The sequence below is a fragment of the Alkalimonas amylolytica genome, assembly GCF_900107845.1.
Lineage (GTDB): Bacteria > Pseudomonadota > Gammaproteobacteria > Enterobacterales > Alteromonadaceae > Alkalimonas > Alkalimonas amylolytica.
Genome location: NZ_FNRM01000003.1, coordinates 170,631 through 187,647, shown reverse-complemented (window position 1 = coordinate 187,647; position 17,017 = coordinate 170,631). Strand labels below are relative to the sequence as shown.

12 protein-coding genes are annotated in these 17,017 nt (G+C 49.5%); 7 read left to right on the top strand and 5 right to left on the bottom strand.

Annotation, left to right across the window (positions count from 1 at the left end; translation table 11 throughout):
- Nucleotides 1-55 precede the first annotated feature (55 nt).
- Nucleotides 56-799 carry a YciK family oxidoreductase gene (locus tag BLW37_RS07070; RefSeq protein ID WP_171907571.1) on the bottom strand — a complete coding sequence of 248 codons (744 nt, stop codon included), beginning with the start codon at nt 797-799 and terminating at the stop codon, nt 56-58.
- A 217-nt stretch (nt 800-1,016) separates the two neighbouring features.
- On the opposite strand from BLW37_RS07070, the gene BLW37_RS07065 reads away from it, so the two are divergent.
- The 3 genes from BLW37_RS07065 (at nt 1,017) to BLW37_RS07055 (ending at nt 5,121) form a co-directional block, all read left to right on the top strand.
- Nucleotides 1,017-3,398 (top strand): VolA/Pla-1 family phospholipase, encoded by a 2,382-nt coding sequence (locus BLW37_RS07065; protein WP_091341382.1) that lies wholly within the window; start codon nt 1,017-1,019, stop codon nt 3,396-3,398.
- A gap of 80 nt (nt 3,399-3,478) precedes the next feature.
- Nucleotides 3,479-4,471 (top strand): protease SohB, encoded by a 993-nt coding sequence (gene sohB / locus BLW37_RS07060; RefSeq protein WP_091341381.1) that lies wholly within the window; start codon nt 3,479-3,481, stop codon nt 4,469-4,471.
- Nucleotides 4,435-5,121, top strand: coding sequence for a thiopurine S-methyltransferase (locus tag BLW37_RS07055; protein ID WP_091341379.1), 687 nt, complete (start codon nt 4,435-4,437; stop codon nt 5,119-5,121). Before sohB ends, BLW37_RS07055 begins: the two co-directional genes overlap by 37 nt.
- 11 nt (nt 5,122-5,132) lie before the next feature.
- On the opposite strand, the gene BLW37_RS07050 is transcribed toward BLW37_RS07055, so the two are convergent.
- On the bottom strand, nt 5,133-6,476 hold the full coding sequence (locus tag BLW37_RS07050; protein ID WP_091341378.1) for a dicarboxylate/amino acid:cation symporter: 1,344 nt from the start codon (nt 6,474-6,476) through the stop codon (nt 5,133-5,135).
- Between the two features lie 169 nt (nt 6,477-6,645).
- Between BLW37_RS07050 and BLW37_RS07045 the strand changes: the two genes are divergently transcribed.
- Nucleotides 6,646-8,874 carry an Ig-like domain-containing protein gene (locus BLW37_RS07045; protein ID WP_091341376.1) on the top strand — a complete coding sequence of 743 codons (2,229 nt, stop codon included), beginning with the start codon at nt 6,646-6,648 and terminating at the stop codon, nt 8,872-8,874.
- A gap of 73 nt (nt 8,875-8,947) precedes the next feature.
- Here the strand turns inward: BLW37_RS07045 and astB are convergent, their stop codons facing one another.
- On the bottom strand, nt 8,948-10,291 hold the full coding sequence (gene astB / locus BLW37_RS07040) for an N-succinylarginine dihydrolase (RefSeq protein ID WP_091341374.1): 1,344 nt from the start codon (nt 10,289-10,291) through the stop codon (nt 8,948-8,950).
- Between the two features lie 218 nt (nt 10,292-10,509).
- Between astB and topA the strand changes: the two genes are divergently transcribed.
- A complete protein-coding gene (topA, locus tag BLW37_RS07035) occupies nt 10,510-13,101 on the top strand; it encodes a type I DNA topoisomerase (protein WP_091341373.1) in 2,592 nt (863 codons plus the stop codon).
- A gap of 38 nt (nt 13,102-13,139) precedes the next feature.
- Here the strand turns inward: topA and BLW37_RS07030 are convergent, their stop codons facing one another.
- Both BLW37_RS07030 and BLW37_RS07025 read right to left on the bottom strand, forming a co-directional pair.
- Nucleotides 13,140-13,910, bottom strand: a complete 771-nt coding sequence (locus BLW37_RS07030) for a hypothetical protein (protein WP_091341371.1) — start codon at nt 13,908-13,910, stop codon at nt 13,140-13,142.
- Between the two features lie 37 nt (nt 13,911-13,947).
- A complete protein-coding gene (locus tag BLW37_RS07025; RefSeq protein WP_091341369.1) occupies nt 13,948-14,640 on the bottom strand; it encodes a sensor histidine kinase in 693 nt (230 codons plus the stop codon).
- 178 nt (nt 14,641-14,818) lie between these two features.
- Here BLW37_RS07025 and cysB point away from each other — a divergent pair, with 178 nt between their 5' ends.
- Nucleotides 14,819-15,796, top strand: a complete 978-nt coding sequence (cysB, locus tag BLW37_RS07020) for an HTH-type transcriptional regulator CysB (RefSeq protein ID WP_091341367.1) — start codon at nt 14,819-14,821, stop codon at nt 15,794-15,796.
- Between the two features lie 318 nt (nt 15,797-16,114).
- Nucleotides 16,115-17,017: a LysR substrate-binding domain-containing protein gene (locus BLW37_RS07015; protein WP_091341365.1), complete on the top strand. Its 903-nt coding sequence runs from the start codon at nt 16,115-16,117 to the stop codon at nt 17,015-17,017.

The following is a 17,017-nucleotide window of genomic DNA, read 5'->3' as shown; positions in this document are numbered from 1 at the left end:
ACCAAAGCCCTGATGCTGTGACATCAGGGCTTTTTTACTCATTATTGCCGCGCTTTTATTTTGGCTGGGCATCCAGCGACTGACCGTTGATGTTGATACTGTCATCTCCCATTAAATACAAGTACAACCACATTAAATCAGCAGGTGTTTTTAATTTCTGGGCATTTTCTGCCGGATACGCTCTAGCGCGCATGCTGGTGCGGGTGGCTCCCGGATTGATGCAATTGACCCGAATGCTGCTACCGGCATACTCATCAGCCAGGGTTTGCATTAAACCTTCAGTGGCAAACTTGGACACCGCATAACTCCCCCAGTATGCTCGTCCCTGACGACCAACCCCAGAAGAAGTGAACACTATTGAGCTGTGGGCGGCTTTACGCAGCACTGGCATCAGTGCTTGGGTCATCAGCATTGGGCCAGTCAGGTTTACTTGGAGAACATCTTGCCAAATATCGGCTTTGATGTGCTCAAATGGGGCTAAGCCACCCAAGATACCTGCATTGTGTAGCAGGCCATCCAAGCGGCCGAACTCAGCAAGAATGGTGGCGGCTAAATCCTGATAGTGTTTTTGGCTGGCGCCTTTCAAGTCAAGCGGGACTATGGCTGGTTCTGGCCATTGGCTTGCGCAAATTTCATCGTATACAGCCGTCAGTTTGTCGGTGGTTTTACCCAATAAAATAACAGTGGCACCATGGCGGGCAAAGGTCAATGCGGCTTCTTTGCCGATACCATCACCAGCACCAGTCACCAGAATAACCTTGTCAGTCAGTAAGTTTGCCGGGGCCTGATAACTCTTCATTGCAATATAAGGTCCTTGTTTCAAAGGCTGACAGCATACGCCTTTTGCACTTTTTTTTCATCTTTTGCGACAGAAGCGTTGTTTTCAGCTAGCGATTTCTGTTTGATTGGGTTAAGTTTAACTGGTCTAAGCTGTTGGTGTAGACAGCTCAAACTTAAAAAAGATCAGTCAACACACGCTGTTGCAAAAACAAAAAAGTGAGGACAGGGGAGAATCTATGAAAAAGCTTGCGATTAGTTTGGCGGTAGCCGCTGCATTGGGCCTTACTGCTTGTGGCGATTCACTGGAAGATATTCAACAACAAGTAGAGCAAGAGGGCTCGCAGGTCATTGCTGCCTCACGGGTGGTGTTTGATCCGGGTGCTGGTGCAGTGTCGGTGCCCAATGACTTATTATTCTTAGGCACCACCGATGGTACTTTAACACTGGATAGTGGAAGCCAAAATTATGCCGATCCGCAGACAGCGCTAGGTGTACTGGATGGCTGGTCGACGCAAAACCCCTTTAGCATTGAACTGCGTTTTGCTCCTGGCGTTGGTTTAAATGCGCAATCAGCCAGTGCTCCGGGTGCTGTGCGTATTTTTGAAGTCGTTATGGGTGGCCCAACCTCCAGTGTGGATCAATGCCGGGCTGTGCCTCAGGGCGTGGCCTGTCAATTGGTGGGTGAGCTTGCCTTTGGTCAGGACTTCGTGACTGCCGCAACGGGCAACAATGTCGCCGTGATCCCCATCCGGCCATTAAAAGCAAAGACCACCTATATTGTCGCCTTGACCAATACGTTGCAGGATTCTGAAGGTCGCGCTATTAAACCATCGACCACCTATGAACTGTTACAACAGGATCTGAATACCTTGCCACTTGGTTCTGCGCAACAACGCCAGCTGCAAGGTGTGATCAATAGCTTTGAATCTGTAGTGTCTTCAGGCGGCCTGAGCCGCTCCAGTATTATTTATACTGCGGCTGTAACGACTCAGTCTACCGCCGATGTGTTGGCAACCACTAAGCAGCTGCTGGCAGCCGGCATTCAGCAAGGTGCTCAACCTGTAGTCCAGGTTCAGGATACCGGCTTGCGTGTCTCAGATTTAAGCCCTCAATTCCCTGTGGCACAGGGCTTTGGTCTGGTTCGTTTGTTCCAGGGGACCGTCACATTGCCATATTACTCGGGTGTTCCAACGGAAGATGATCCAATGGGACCACTTAACACAAGCTGGACAGCTCGATGTGATAGTGGGGCTATTATCGCAAGCCTTAGCCAGGAGCAAATTACAGCCATTGAAGCTGGGATCACCGATTCTGCACAGTTGCAAAACGATGGTTTCTGCAATGCTGCCTCTGGCGGGGCATTGCGCGATTTTGGTTTGGATGAGCGTCGTCATTTAACCAAGTTCAACACCATTCCATTACCTCGGATGCAGGCTTCACTGGCGGTGCAAATGACACTGCCTGATGAGGATGTTTTTACTAAACCTGCCAATGGTTGGCCCGTGGTGATGCTGCAGCATGGTATTACTTCCTGTAAAGAGAATATGTTGGCAGTCACCAGCGCTTTAACTCAGGCTGGTTTCGCCACGGTGGCAATTGATCACCCATTGCATGGCAGTCGTGGCTTTGGGCCGCTCAATGCCTCAGGTGCTTCCTGTGGCCAGCAAGGCAATGCGACCGTCTACATGAATCTGGGTAATTTGCCAGTAACGCGTGATAATTTGCGCCAGAGTATTGCTGATATGCTGGGTTTACGCCTGGCGCTAAACTTTACTCAAGGCGCACAGCTTGATACCAGTACAGTGCATGTGTTAGGGCACTCACTTGGTGCTATAGCAGGCTCTTCTATGGTCGCTTTGGCCAATACGCCAACGGGTAACCCTCAGTTGGACTTCCTTTATCGGGTACAAAGTGTCGGCCTGGCGATGCCAGGTGGTGCCGTTGCTAACTTCTTGTTGGACTCGCCGCAGTTTGGAGGTTTAATCAAGGCCAGCGTTATTCTGGGTGCTGGTGATGCTAATAGTTCAGCTTTAGCCGGCTTTGCTATCCAAGCAGGTTGTCCTATGCCAGATACTGTATCCCAAGCGGTATTTACTGGTTGTGTGGCTCAGCATGTGGATAACTTCCTGGCGGAGTTAACCATGGGTGGTGAGACGGCTGCCTTGGCACAAATTAGTGGCAATCTGACCCGCTTTGCCTTTGCCGCTCAAACCATTACTGATTCTGGTGATCCAAACAACTACCTGCAACAGCTACTGGCGACTGAAACACCGGTGCATATCTTAATGGTGGCTGGTGATGGTGACAACCTGCCGGATCAGGTGATCCCTAACGGTTATTTCTCACCAATGGCTGCCCTGCAGGCTGGTAAAATGCCTTTAGCAGGTACTGAGCCGATGGCGCGTTTGCTTCAGGCTGATACGATAGGTCCAGTCGCCGGACCTGTGATGGTGGAAGGCGCATCCATAAGCCGTTTTGTTGCCGGTGATCATGGCTCGATTTTAAGCCCTGCTGCCAGCCCTGCGGTAACAGTTGAGATGCAAAGCCAGATGGCTAGCTTCTTCGCCACAGGTGGTGCTACAGTCGTAGTGACCAACCCTGCGGTGTTGCATGACTAAGCTTTGATGCTCTCAAATAAAGCCCGGTTCGCCGGGCTTTATTTTTATGTACAATATCTAAAAAAGCATAGGAGAATCACGTGGACTTTTTATACGAATATAGCCTTTTTCTGGCAAAGGCAGCCACCATTGTTATTGCGATCGGAATTGTTATTGGATTGGCGGCTGGTGCAGCTATGCGTAACAAGCCAAAAAAAGGTGAGTTTCAGTTTACGGATTTATCCGATGAGTTTGCCCGTTTGCAGACTGATTTAAAAGCGGAGCTGATGGATAAAAAAGTGTTTAAGCGCTGGCTCAAAGAGCAAAAAAAGAAGGAAGAGAAGCCACGTCAAACAACTTTTGTTATCGACTTTCATGGCAGCATGGGTGCTTCTGAGGTGGATGCATTGCGGGAAGAAGTAACGGCTGTGCTGGCTGCCGCAGACGATGGTGATGAGGTTCTTGTTAGGTTGGAAAGTGGTGGTGGGGTGGTACATGGCTATGGCTTGGGTGCTTCGCAGCTTGAACGTTTGCGACAACGTGGCATTGAACTGACTGTTGCTGTTGATAAAGTAGCTGCCAGTGGGGGCTACATGATGGCCTGTATTGCCAACCGTATTATTGCGGCACCTTTTGCCATTATTGGCTCCATTGGTGTATTGGCCCAGCTACCCAATTTTCACCGCTTTTTGCAAAAAAACGATATTGATTTTGAGCAATTTACGGCAGGTGAGTACAAAAGAACCGTGACACTTTTTGGTGAGAATACCGAGAAAGGGCGCGAGAAGTTTCAGCAAGAATTGGAACAAACCCATCAGTTGTTTAAAGATCATGTCTATAGTCATCGTGATGTTCTAAACATGGAACAGGTGGCTACCGGTGAGTATTGGCTGGCTACTCAAGCTTTGGAATACAAATTGGTCGATGTATTGCAAACCAGTGATGATTTTATATTGCAGCGTGTGCAGCAGCGGCGGGTATTACAGGTGAAGTTCCAGCCCCGTAAAAAGCTTGCGGAGCGGATGGGGGCCGGTGCCAGTGTAGCGCTGCAGCAAATGTGGCAAAAGCTACCTTTCTGGCACTGGAGTCGGTGACGGTGGATGCTGAATTCTGGCTTGAATGTTGGCAGCAACCGGAACCAGGCTTTCACTTAGACCAAGTGCATCCTTTGTTGCCGGCTTGCTGGTCACGCGTATGGCAACCTCAACATATGCAAGTGTTGGTGCCGCTTTGCGGTAAGAGCTTGGATATGCGTTGGTTGCAACAGCATCTACCGGTGTTGGGTGTGGAATTGGCTGAGCGGCCCTGCCGTGAATTTTTTGCGGAAAACCGTCTGGCCGTGCAGCATCAGCAAGTGGAAAACTTTATCGTTCATCAGTCCGACCATATAAGTCTGTTGCAGGGCGATTTTTTCCAGTTGTCAGCACAGCAGCTGTCTGGTCCTTGTTTGGTGTATGACCGAGCTGCGTTGATCGCTTTGCCAGAGCTTATGCGTCTGCGCTATGTTCAGCATCTACGGCGGCTGCTACCTGCTGGTAGCACCATTTTATTGCTTAGCCTGGAGTACCCACCTGCAGAAAAGCAGGGGCCACCTTTTACAGTGCCTGCTGTCGAAGTCGAGCAATTGTTTCACGGTTGTCAGCTTGAGCTGTTGGCTATTCGAAACCTGACCGGGCAAGGTTTTGCCCGGCGGGCTTTTGTAACCAGCTTTTTGCTCGAAAAGGCCTGGCGGATACAGCTGTAATGCTCATGCACTCAGCTGTTGTGCAAGTGTTTAAAATCAACTGACTCCTCTTCTTTGCGGCCAGCATTAGGATCATTAAACACGGCTTCATCAAGCTGTTTTTCGCTTTTGGCTATGACACAAGATACCATGGAATCACCGGTGATATTGACGGAGGTGCGAGTCATATCAAGTAGGCGATCCACCCCGATAATCAGTGCAATGCCTTCCACAGGCAAGCCAACTTGCTGCAGTACCATGGCCAGCATAATCAAGCCAACGCCAGGGACTCCTGCCGTACCAACTGATGCCAGAGTGGCAGTTAACACCACCATCAGGTAGTCGGTCAGGCTAAGATCGACACCAAAAACCTGGGCAATAAATACCGTGGCAACCCCCTGCATAATCGCAGTACCATCCATATTAATAGTTGCTCCAAGCGGAACGGTGAAAGAGCCAATACTGTTTTTAACCCCAAGCTTTTTGGTGACTGTCTCCAGGGTGACGGGTATGGTGGCGTTGCTGCTGGATGTGCTAAAAGCAAACAGGGCGGCATCGCGCATCTTGCGCAAAAAGATAATGGGGTTCAAGCCGGTAAGTAGTTTGAGCAGCACAGGGTAGGTCAGAAAACCATGCACCAGCAAGACGCCCAGAACCACAAAGAAATAAGCGGCCAAGCTGCTGAACATATCCAACCCCATGGTACTGAATACCCGTACCATCAGACAGAAGACGCCGTAAGGTGCCAGGTTCATCAGTATCGTGACTAGCTTCATCACAATGGTGTTCAGATCCTGAAATAAGTCAGCGATACGCTCGCCGGTTTTACCACTCATGGCCGTTGCGATACCAAACAACACCGCAAAAATAATAATTTGCAGCATGTTGCCTTCGGCCATCGCGTTGATAGGGTTGCGGGGGAACATATTGATAATAACCTGAGCAAGCCCCGGTGCTTCAGCGGTACTGAAACTTGCATCACTGTGCATTTCCACGCCATGGCCAGGGCCAATCAGTAAGGCGGCAGTAATGGCCAGGGTAATTGCAACAGCGGTGGTAAATAAGTACAAGCCAATCGACTTTGCGCCTAATCGTCCGAGCGTACTAGTGTCGGATAGGGATGTTGTACCACAGACTAAGGAGATAAATACCAGCGGCACCACCAGCATTTGTAGGCTGGCAATAAAAATCTGGCCACCAATGTGGAAGAGCCCATCAATAAAAAAAGCTTTAATGGGTAAGTCAAACAAATAGAGTGGCAGCATCCGCTCTTCTTGTCCTGCCAGCAGCCATTGGAACAAAGCTCCAAGCACGATGCCCGCCACCATGCCGATGACAATTCGGCTGGTCAGGCTCAATTTTTTATTGTTTTGCATACTGCATTTCAGTGTGGCTTTAAAGATGCTTTAGGGTATCAGTTTGCCCTGATTCAACCAACAGCAATTGATTTTTTTTTAAAAAATGCTGTGACGGCTGGATAAATCGTGGGATAAGATACAGAATAGATATCAAACAATTAAAATTATAAAGCTTGGGAGCCTGTTGATGCGATCAATCCTGCTTGTGTGCACATCAGTTATTCTATCTGTATTTTTAGTCGCCTGTGGAGGCGGGGGGAGTCTGGATACCGGAGGCGGTGGCGGTGGTACCGGCGGTACTGCACCTGAATATCAGCTTCAGTTGGTTTTAGTGAATGCCAGTAATGCTGAAACTTCCAGTCTATCTGAGCAGCAGCCTTTAACTGCACGAGCGACTTTAACGGCCACACAGAATGCTGCTGTGTCAGGAAAAGTCATTCGCTTTTCCATCGATCAGCCTGGACTGGCTATTTTATCAACCGGTACTGGCAGTGTTCTGACGGATGCCAATGGTGTAGCAACCATTAACCTGACCGCTGGTGATGTCAGTGGTGCAGGTGAGCTGACTGCCGAGTTTATCGAAGGAGAAAGTGTGCGGGCAGTCACCAGCTCTGGCTTCCAGTCTGCTGGTGATGGTGGTGGTGATACCGGTGTTGTCATATCAAGTGTTCGTTTGCTAGGTGATCGTACTCAATTAGGATCTGGAGCCTCCGATAAGGTTCAGTTATCTGCTTTGGTTCGTGATAGCAATAATGTGTTGCAAGCAGGTATACCTGTTACTTTTTCTGCCAACTCAGGAGAGCTGGTTGTCGCTTCGGCTGTCACTGAGCAGGATGGTATTGCCAAAGCGACATTGACCAGCCAAATTGACAAGTCTGTACGGGATATTGTTGTCAGTGCCAGGGTAAATACTATTCAGGATGAGCTCATCATTCGTGTGGTTGGGACTACGCTTGAAGTCGTTGCCCCATCGGCAGTCGTGCTTGGTGATCAGGTCTCTATCAATTTTTCGCTGCAGGATGCTGCCGGGCAGGGGATTGCGAATGAAGTTTTGTCGGTTTCCTCTGAGCTAGGCAATCCGTTAAGTCGAACCTCGCCAGTGACTGGTCCGAATGGTCAGGTGAGTGTTACTTACGATGCAGTAACGAGTGGCGATGACAGTATTCGTGTTTCAGCTTTGGGTTTAAACCAAACCATTGCTCTAAGCGTGAAAGCGGACAGTTTTGTGTTTGTTGCCGCTGACGATGATCCGGCGATACCGGAAGTTGATTTAAACACGCCGGAGGCCATGTTGCTGGAATGGTTGACGGATAATGTACCGAACGCAAATCGTGATGTTTTGTTTTCAACCACGCGCGGTAGCATCGCCAGCACAGTGCCTGGATTGGCGGCTCAAAGTGTGGTTGCCCAAACCACGACGGATGGTACTGGCCAGGCGGAAGTTTATGTGCAATCAGCTTTTGCTGGTTTAGCAACTATTTCAGCCCGTGGTGGAGACAATGAGGTCAGTACGCAAAAACTGATAGAGTTTGTTGCCACCAACCCTACCAAAATGGAAGTGCAAGCTTTCCCGGCGCAACTCGTGCCTGGTGATAGCAGCTCTGTTCGTGCCATTGTGCGGGATGCCAACAACAACCCTGTTAAAAACCAGTTGGTGGCATTCTCATTGGATAACAGCGCTGGCGGCTCCATCAGCTCAGGCACTGCCACAACCAACTCGCAGGGTGTGGCAACCACGTCCTTTACCGCAGATCAAACCACCGGTGGCGGTATAAACGGCGAAAACCTGGTTATTACCGCTTCTTTGGTGAACAACTCAGCTGTCAACGACTCAACGGATATAGCAGTTGGCGGCAGAACTCTGTTTTTCAGGTTTGGCACCAGTAATATTGTTGAAACGCCAAGCAATAGCCTGTATCGAAAAGAATTTTCAATTATTGTCACGGATTCATCCGGCAACCCTGTTGCCAACCAACCTTTGAATCTTGCGGCTGTGTCGTTGCGGTATCGCAAAGGGATTTGGATCAAAGATCCTCCTCCACCAGAAAGTTTTAAAACCTGGATCCCAGATGTTACTGTTCAGTGTGTGAGTGAGGATGTCAACTTCAATGGCATTTTGGATGATGGCGAAGACATCAACGGTGATGGCCTGCTGACACCTGGAAATCTTGCCACCGTTCCGGCTACAGTGACATCAGATGCGGATGGTATTGCCGTGTTCCATGTGACTTACCCGCGTGATGTAGCTCCCTGGCTGGATATTCGTTTGCAAGTAACAGGCTTTGCGGCAGGCACTGAGAATATGAGTTATCGGGAGTATGGTTTGCCGGTTTCCGCTGCTGATGTCACCGTGGAGACATCCCCACCACCTGCGAACCCATTTGGTAGCAGTGGTAACTGTGGTGATACGCTTTAACAAGAGAAAATTGCAAATAAAAACCCGCGAAAGTCGCGGGTTTTTTTATTGCTCGAGCAACCAGCTAAATGATTTAGCCGCGCTGGAAGGGATACACCGAGCCCAGATGCAGGATTTGAGTCAATTCATCCAGAGCGGCACGGGATTCTTGCAGCAACTGTGGGTCGGCCAAATCGGCTTCGCTGATTTCATCGCGGTAGTGCTTGTCTACCCACTGATTCAGTGTAGTGAATAGCTCGTCGGTTAGCAGGACATTTGGATTGACAGCCTGGCGCTCTTGTTCGCTCATGGCGACACGTAATCGCAAGCAGGCCGGGCCACCGCCGTTACGCATGCTCTGTTTCACATCGTAGTAGTGCACATGGCGGATTGGTGTACCACGCCCGGTCAACTGCTCCAGGTAACCGGCAACCCGATCATTTTCGCGGCATTCGGTTGGCGCGATAATGGCCATTTCGCCATTCGGCAGCGTGATCACCTGGGTATTAAAGAGGTAGGTTTTAATGGCATCGTCAACCGCCACTTCCGAGCTTTTCACTTCAATCAGGTGCAGTTCACTGGCATTACCGAACTTACGCTGCAACTCAGCCAGTTTTTGTTCGGTATCAACAAAGGCTTCCTGGTGATAAAACAGAACGTTCTGATTGCCAACAGCGATCACGTCGTTGTGGAACACGCCCTGATCAATCACATCTGGATTTTGCTGCATGTAGACCACATGTTCGTCCGACAGGCCGTGCAGACGAGCCACCGCCTCGCAGGCTTCCAGCGTATGACGCGCTGGGAAGCGCTTAGGAGCCGGTTTGCTGGCATCAAAGGCATAGCGTCCAAACACAAAGAGTTCGACGCCCCTGGCGCCATACTCGCTGCATAAGCGGGTATGGTTAGCCGCACCTTCATCACCGAAGTGATCATTGTCTGGCAGATGGCGGTGATGCGCGAAGTGATTCGGATCAGCGAACATAGCCTGCAAAATTCGACCGGTGGTATCTGGCTCGAGCGAGCGATGGAATTTGTTGGTCAGGTTGGCCGGGGTAAAATGAATTTTGCCATCGGCGGTATCAGCACTGGGTGAGATAGTGGCGGCGTTGGCCGTCCACATACTGGACGCAGAGCAGACTGCGCGCAGTACAGCAGGCGCTTGTTTCGCAGCCTTGCTGATGATATCGTGATCACTGCCGGTAAATCCCAGGCGGCGTAAGGTGTAAACGTCTGGCCGCTCCTGAGGAGCCAATACGCCTTGTACCATCCCTAGATCACGCAGTGCTTTCATTTTTTGCAGGCCTTGCTTGGCTGCCTGGCGCGGGCTGGAGGTATTGCGGGCATTGTTCAACGAGGCAACATTGCCAACGGATAAGCCGGCATAGTTGTGCGTAGGGCCTACCAGCCCGTCAAAATTTGCTTCAAAATACTTCATTTTTACTTTGTATCCTTCCGTTTGGCTGGCACTATTATTTTTATTCGGCCAGAGGGATTTGCTTTATTGATTTGGTGAATTAACCACCAAGGAGCTCAAAAAACAGAGCTTGACAGCATAATAATGAGTTTATGGGCTTGTCACAACTTCAGTTTGCAGATATACGTTAAAAAAGAAGGTTCCAAAAGCGCAAAAATTCAAACATTCTTAGGGTTGAGATGGCGAAATCACTGGTAATAGTCGAGTCACCGGCAAAAGCAAAGACGATTAATAAGTATCTGGGCACAAATTTTATTGTGAAATCCAGCGTGGGGCATATTCGCGATTTACCGACCAGCTCCAGCAAGGAAAAAGCCAAAAAAGCCAGTACGACGCTCAGTAAGGAAGAGAAAGCCTATCAGGCTTTGGTCGATCGAATGGGTATTGACCCGGCCAACGGCTGGCAGGCCAGATACGAAATTCTGCCGGGCAAAGAGAAAGTAGTCAAAGAGCTAAAAACACTGGCTGAGAAGGCTGAGACTGTGTATCTGGCAACGGATTTGGACAGAGAAGGGGAAGCCATCGCCTGGCATCTGCAGCAAATTATCGGCGGTGAGCCTACCAAGTTCAAACGGGTGGTTTTTAACGAAATCACCAAAAATGCTATTCAACAAGCTTTTGAAGAGCCAGGTGTTGTGAATGTCGATCGGGTAAATGCCCAGCAGGCCCGTCGTTTCTTAGACCGGGTGGTAGGCTTTATGGTGTCGCCGCTGCTGTGGAAGAAAATTGCCCGCGGTTTATCCGCTGGCCGGGTGCAGTCGGTTGCCGTGCGGCTGGTGGTGGAGCGCGAGCGCGAAATCAAGGCTTTTAACCCGGAAGAGTACTGGACAGTTCAAGCCGATACCACCACCGCCTCTGCCACCCCTTTGCTGCTGGATGTCAGTAAACATCAGGGCCAAGCCTTCCGGCCTGTCAACAAAACGCAGACTGACCAGGCGTTGGCGCAGTTGCAGCAAGCTGACTACCGGGTCGCTAAGCGTGAAGATAAACCTAGCAGTAGCAAGGCATCAGCACCTTTTATCACGTCGACTTTGCAACAAGCTGCCAGTACCCGTTTAGGTTATGGGGTGAAAAAAACCATGATGTTGGCGCAGCGCTTGTACGAAGCCGGCCACATCACCTACATGCGAACCGACTCGACCAATCTAAGCCAGGATGCTGTTAATGCCTGCCGTGATTTTATTGAGCAGAGTTTTGGTAAGCAGTACTTGCCACCTGAGCCTTTGCGCTACGGCAGTAAAGACAATGCCCAGGAAGCGCATGAAGCCATTCGTCCATCCGATGTTCAGGTTCAGGCGACAGCGCTGGGGGATATGGAAGCCGATGCCCGTAAACTGTACGATTTAATTTGGCGCCAGTTTGTGGCCTGTCAGATGCCGGCTGCACAATACGACGTTACGACCATCACGGTTGATGCAGGCGATTATGAATTAAAAGCCAAAGGCCGGGTGTTACGCTTCGACGGTTGGACCCGGGTGCAGCCAGCCGTAAAGCGGAAGGGCGAAGAGGATTCGGTATTGCCGGATGTAAAGCCAGGTGAGGTGTTAACCCTGGAACAGTTAGTTCCTCAGCAGCACTTTACCAAACCACCAGCTCGTTTTAGCGAAGCCAGTTTGGTGAAAGAGTTAGAAAAGCGAGGTATTGGCCGGCCTTCAACCTATGCGTCTATCATTTCAACCATTCAGGACAGAGGTTACGTACGGATTGACAATAAACGCTTCTATGCCGAGAAAATGGGAGAGATTGTCACCGACCGGCTGCGGGATAACTTCGAAGAACTGATGAGTTTTGACTTTACCGCCAATATGGAACTGAAGCTGGATGACATTGCTCATGGCGAGGTGTCCTGGCGCGAGGTGCTCGATAGCTTTTACCTCGGTTTTTCTGAGCAACTCAAACAAGCCGAATCAGATGAAACTGAAGGTGGTATGAAAGCCAACCAGTTTGTCCTGACCGATATTGACTGCCCGACCTGCGGCCGGAAAATGGGCATTCGTACTGCTTCAACCGGCGTGTTTTTGGGATGTTCGGGCTATCAATTACCACCCAAAGAGCGCTGTACCACCACCATGAACCTGGTGCCTGGTGATGAAGCCGTGGCCGATGTGGATGACGAAGAGCAGGAAGCCGAAGCGTTGCGCCATAAACGCCGCTGCGTTAAATGCGGTACCGCGATGGACTCTTACCTGATTGATGAAAAACGCAAACTGCATGTGTGTGGTAATAATCCCACCTGTGATGGCTTTATGGTGGAGCAGGGCAGCTTCAAAATCAAAGGCTATGATGGCCCCGTGATAGAATGCGATAAATGCGGCTCAGAGATGCAGTTAAAGTCTGGCCGTTTTGGTAAGTATTTTGGTTGCACCAACAGCGCCTGCAAAAATACCCGTAAGTTGCTGCGCAACGGCGAAGCAGCGCCACCAAAAGAGGATCCGGTGCACTTGCCTGAGCTAAAATGCGAAAAGTCGGATGCGTACTTTGTGTTGCGTGATGGGGCGGCAGGAATTTTCCTGGCGGCGTCTACTTTCCCGAAATCACGTGAAACCAGAGCGCCTTTGGTGGAAGAGCTGGCGCGGTTTCGGGAGCGGTTATCACCGAAATTTCATTATTTAGCGGATGCACCAAACAAAGATGCTGAGGGCAACCCAACTATTGTACGCTGGAGCCGGAAAACCAAGCAGCAGTACGTGATGACTGAAAGCAACGGCAAAGCGACCGGTTGGTCAGCTTGGTTTGAAAATGGACGCTGGAAGGTGACTGAAAAAGCCTGAACGATCAGTCTTAAAAAAAACCAGCTTCGGCTGGTTTTTTACCATTTGCGCTTTGGTGCGAACAACTCGTCCAGATCTTTGTTTTCTTGTTGCGCTTTTTTGTCCCGATCGCGTTGGTTGCTGTTTTTAAGCTCGTCGGAAATCTCCTGCAGCGACTGGATCACTTCAGATTTGCGAGTCACCACGTACTCGGTTTGGTGGGGTGAGCCATCCAGTGCTGTTAAGGCTTTCTCAAAATATTGACGGGCTGATCCCAGCATCTGAGTTGAGCGTGCTTTCATACCACGTTTAATTTGGCTTTCAACATTGATGCGCAACTGCAGGGCCTCTAGCCGTTTGTCTTCTTGTATCACCACCTGAGTGTCAACATTGCCTCTGGCATGCTCAGAGCGCAAGATTAAGCGTAATTTTTTAATGCCTTGAATTAAAGAGATTAAGAGCTTATCGTCATCCGGCAGACTAATGCCCTCAGCTACCTGACCCTCAGCTGATTCGCTATCAAAGCCTTTTAAGCGGCTCTGAGTTTCATTTAGGCGGTTTTTAATGTCTTTGGAGCCAGGTTCAAGTTCGGCCATAGCTTTTAACGTAAAGGCAATACGGCGAAGTAGCACCTGGCTAATGGCTGGAGTCATAGGGACATTGGCAGCATTGATCAAAATGTCTTCTGTATCTTCTAAAATGGTGCGTAGCTTGCTGAACTCAGCACGCTTAAGCGCAGCCATACGATTACGGTGCTGCTGCACAGCATTGACAATCACTGCGATAATCACCAGAGCGATGACCAGAATGATGATCAGAGTTAGTAACATCTACACCTCGAAATCATAATAAATAACTGCTCGCTGCTCATGGCAGTTGCAGCTGAAAAACACCACCACCATAGTAACCGCCATTAGTCAGCGCTATGCGTCCCGTCTGCCCTTGATGTTGGTGAGCTGAGGCAATTAAGTGTGCAAAAAACAGGCCAAGCCCTGTATGGCCACGGCTTAATTCAATTTTGTTCATTAATTGCTTGCTATTGGTTAGCATGTTTTCCGGAAAGCCGGCACCATCATCATGCACTTCGATCACCAGCACCTGGTCTTTTTGAAAGGCCCTAATGCATAATCTTTGTTGAGTATAGCGTATTGCATTCACCACAATATCATTCAGTAGGTTGGTGATCAGATCGCGATCTAAAAACCAATGCAGTGCTTCATCACAGTCTATTTGAAGCTCAATCTGCTTCTGGGCTATGTAGAGTTCATTTTTGAGCTGAATCTCTTCCAGAAGGTCAGTCAGGTAATAATCATCCACTTGCAGTGGCAGCTGATCCCGCTCAAGGCGGTATAATGAGAGCAATTGCAGTAAGTTGGTATTTAACCGATTGGCTTCATAGTGAATTTTGGCTAGCTCTTGTTGTGAGTCGGGCGCTTTTTCTTTCAGCTCGGTATGCATCAACTCAATGGATTGCAGCAGCATGCACAGCGAGTTTTTCATATCGTGGACAGAAGAAGCCAGCACAGAGGCGAAATCAATCGGTAGTGGCGATTTGCTCATAGGAGGTCAATTCCGGCAGAGGTTTGCAATTAAACTACTCGAAAAATGGTTTTTCGTATAGTCGACGCCTACTCTTTCCATGTTTTTTTAGCTACTATTGGTTATAGAACAATACAGTATCCTAAGTTAACTGGAATATCCAGTAACTTGCCCCAGCCTTGTGACAGGGAACCGACTGATGAAACTCCAGCAATTGCGCTATATTGTCGAGGTACTTAACCATAACCTGAATGTATCAGCCACAGCGGAAAGCCTATTTACCTCACAGCCGGGAATCAGTAAGCAAGTCAGAATGCTGGAAGATGAGTTAGGTATTCAGGTGTTTGGCCGCAGTGGCAAGCATTTGACTCATGTCACTCCCGCCGGAAAAGAAGTCATAGAGATTGCCCAGCAAATTCTGGCGAAGGTTGAAAGCATCAAGGCGGTAGCAAAAGAGCACACCTTACCTGATCAGGGCAAACTTAATATCGCTACCACTCACACTCAGGCGCGGTATGCATTGCCACCGGTCATTGGTGGCTTTATTGAAAAATACCCGAAGGTAACCCTGCATATGCATCAGGGCTCGCCTCAGCAGATTTCTGAAGCCGCCTCCCGTGGTGATGCAGACTTTGCTATTGCAACAGAAGCCATGCATCTTTATGGTGATTTGGTGATGTTGCCTTGTTATCACTGGAATCGCAGCATCATAGTGATGCCCGATCACCCATTAGCCCAGCTTTCACGCAAATTGACGGTGGAAGATATTGCGCAGTACTCAATTGTTACCTATGTGTTTGGTTTTACCGGGCGCTCAGAGCTCGATAGAGCTTTTAATGCTTGTGGCCTTGAACCGAAAATCGTTTTTACAGCGACCGATGCGGATGTTTTGAAAACCTATGTCCGGCTTGGGTTAGGGGTAGGGGTACTCGCTACGATGGCCATTGATCAAGCTTTGGATAAGGATCTGGTAGCACTGGATGCCAGTCATTTATTTGAAGCTTCCACTACAAAGATAGGTTTTCGTAAAGGCGCTTTTTTACGCAGCTACATGTACGACTTCATTCAGCGCTTTGCGCCTCATCTGACCAAAGATGTCGTTGAAAAAGCCAATCTGCTGCGGAATCAGGATGAAATTGATACCATGTTTGCTTCTTTTGATTTACCCAGTCGCTAAAGCACCAGGCCAAGCGGGGTCAGCTTGGCACCGTACCTTTATGGTGGACCTGTGAAGCCTGATGAGTCGCAATGGTTTGCCAAAATGAGTCAATAATGGTGTAAGACGCCATTAAACAGCCATCTTGCTGGTTTCGTCAGCCTCTAACACACGCTTGAGCTCTTTGCACTTGCCAGTACAGGAAAAACTGAATTGCGCATGGGCATTACCACCCCTCCCTGCAATTTGGACGTCTAGATGTTGATATGTCTACTCTTGCCGGTTATGATGGGGAACTCAAATTGTAAAATAGCCTGAAGTTAATGAAGAAACCTCATCATGGTTGAGTTAAAACACCTCAAAGCCATTCAAGCATTGCGCGATACCGGTTCTGTGAGTGCTGCGGCGAACCTGTTGTGTCTCACGCAGTCTGCCTTATCACATCAGCTTAAAGAACTGGAGCACCGGTTGGAGCAAGGGTTATTTGAACGCAAAACAGAGCCGTTGCAATTTCTGCCAGCGGGGCAGTTGTTGTTGCAGCTGGCTGAGCAGGTATTGCCGGCTGTGCGGGCGGCAGAGCAAAGCTTAAAGCAAGGAATGCAGGCTTCTAAGTGTGAAATCCGTTTTTGTGTGGAGTGCCACGCTTGTTATCACTGGTTGTTACCTGCCATTAAAGCATTTTTGCACCAGGAGCCAGATCTGGAGCTGGATTTATCTGCGAGTATTCAGCATCAGGCCATCGAAGCATTGCTGCAGGATGAACTGGATTTGGTCGTGACCAGTGATCAGCGCTTATTGCAGCATGTGCACTATCATTACTTGTATCCGATGGAGCTGCGCTTGCTGGTGAGTCCAGAACACCCTTTGGCGCGGCAGAGCTGGCTCCAACCAGAGCAACTGCTTCAGCAAACCATTTTAAGTTATCCGGTGCCTCAGCAGCGGCAGGATCTGTTTCGGTTTTTCCTCGCCCAACATGCGTTTCAGGGCCGAGTTAAGCCTATTGAGCAAGGCAGCCAGATGATCCAGCAAGTTGCGGCCAATCAAGGGGTAGCTGTGCTGCCAAGCTGGATGGCTGAGCCTTACTTGCAGCAAGGGCTGATTGCATCATTGGCATTGGGGGAGGAAGGGGTATGGCGCCCTATGTATCTGGCATGGCGGCTGCAGGATAGATTGGAGCCTGCGTATCAACGCCTGGCCGCGCTGTTGCAGCAACTTTTGCCGCAACAGGCTCAATCATCGTGA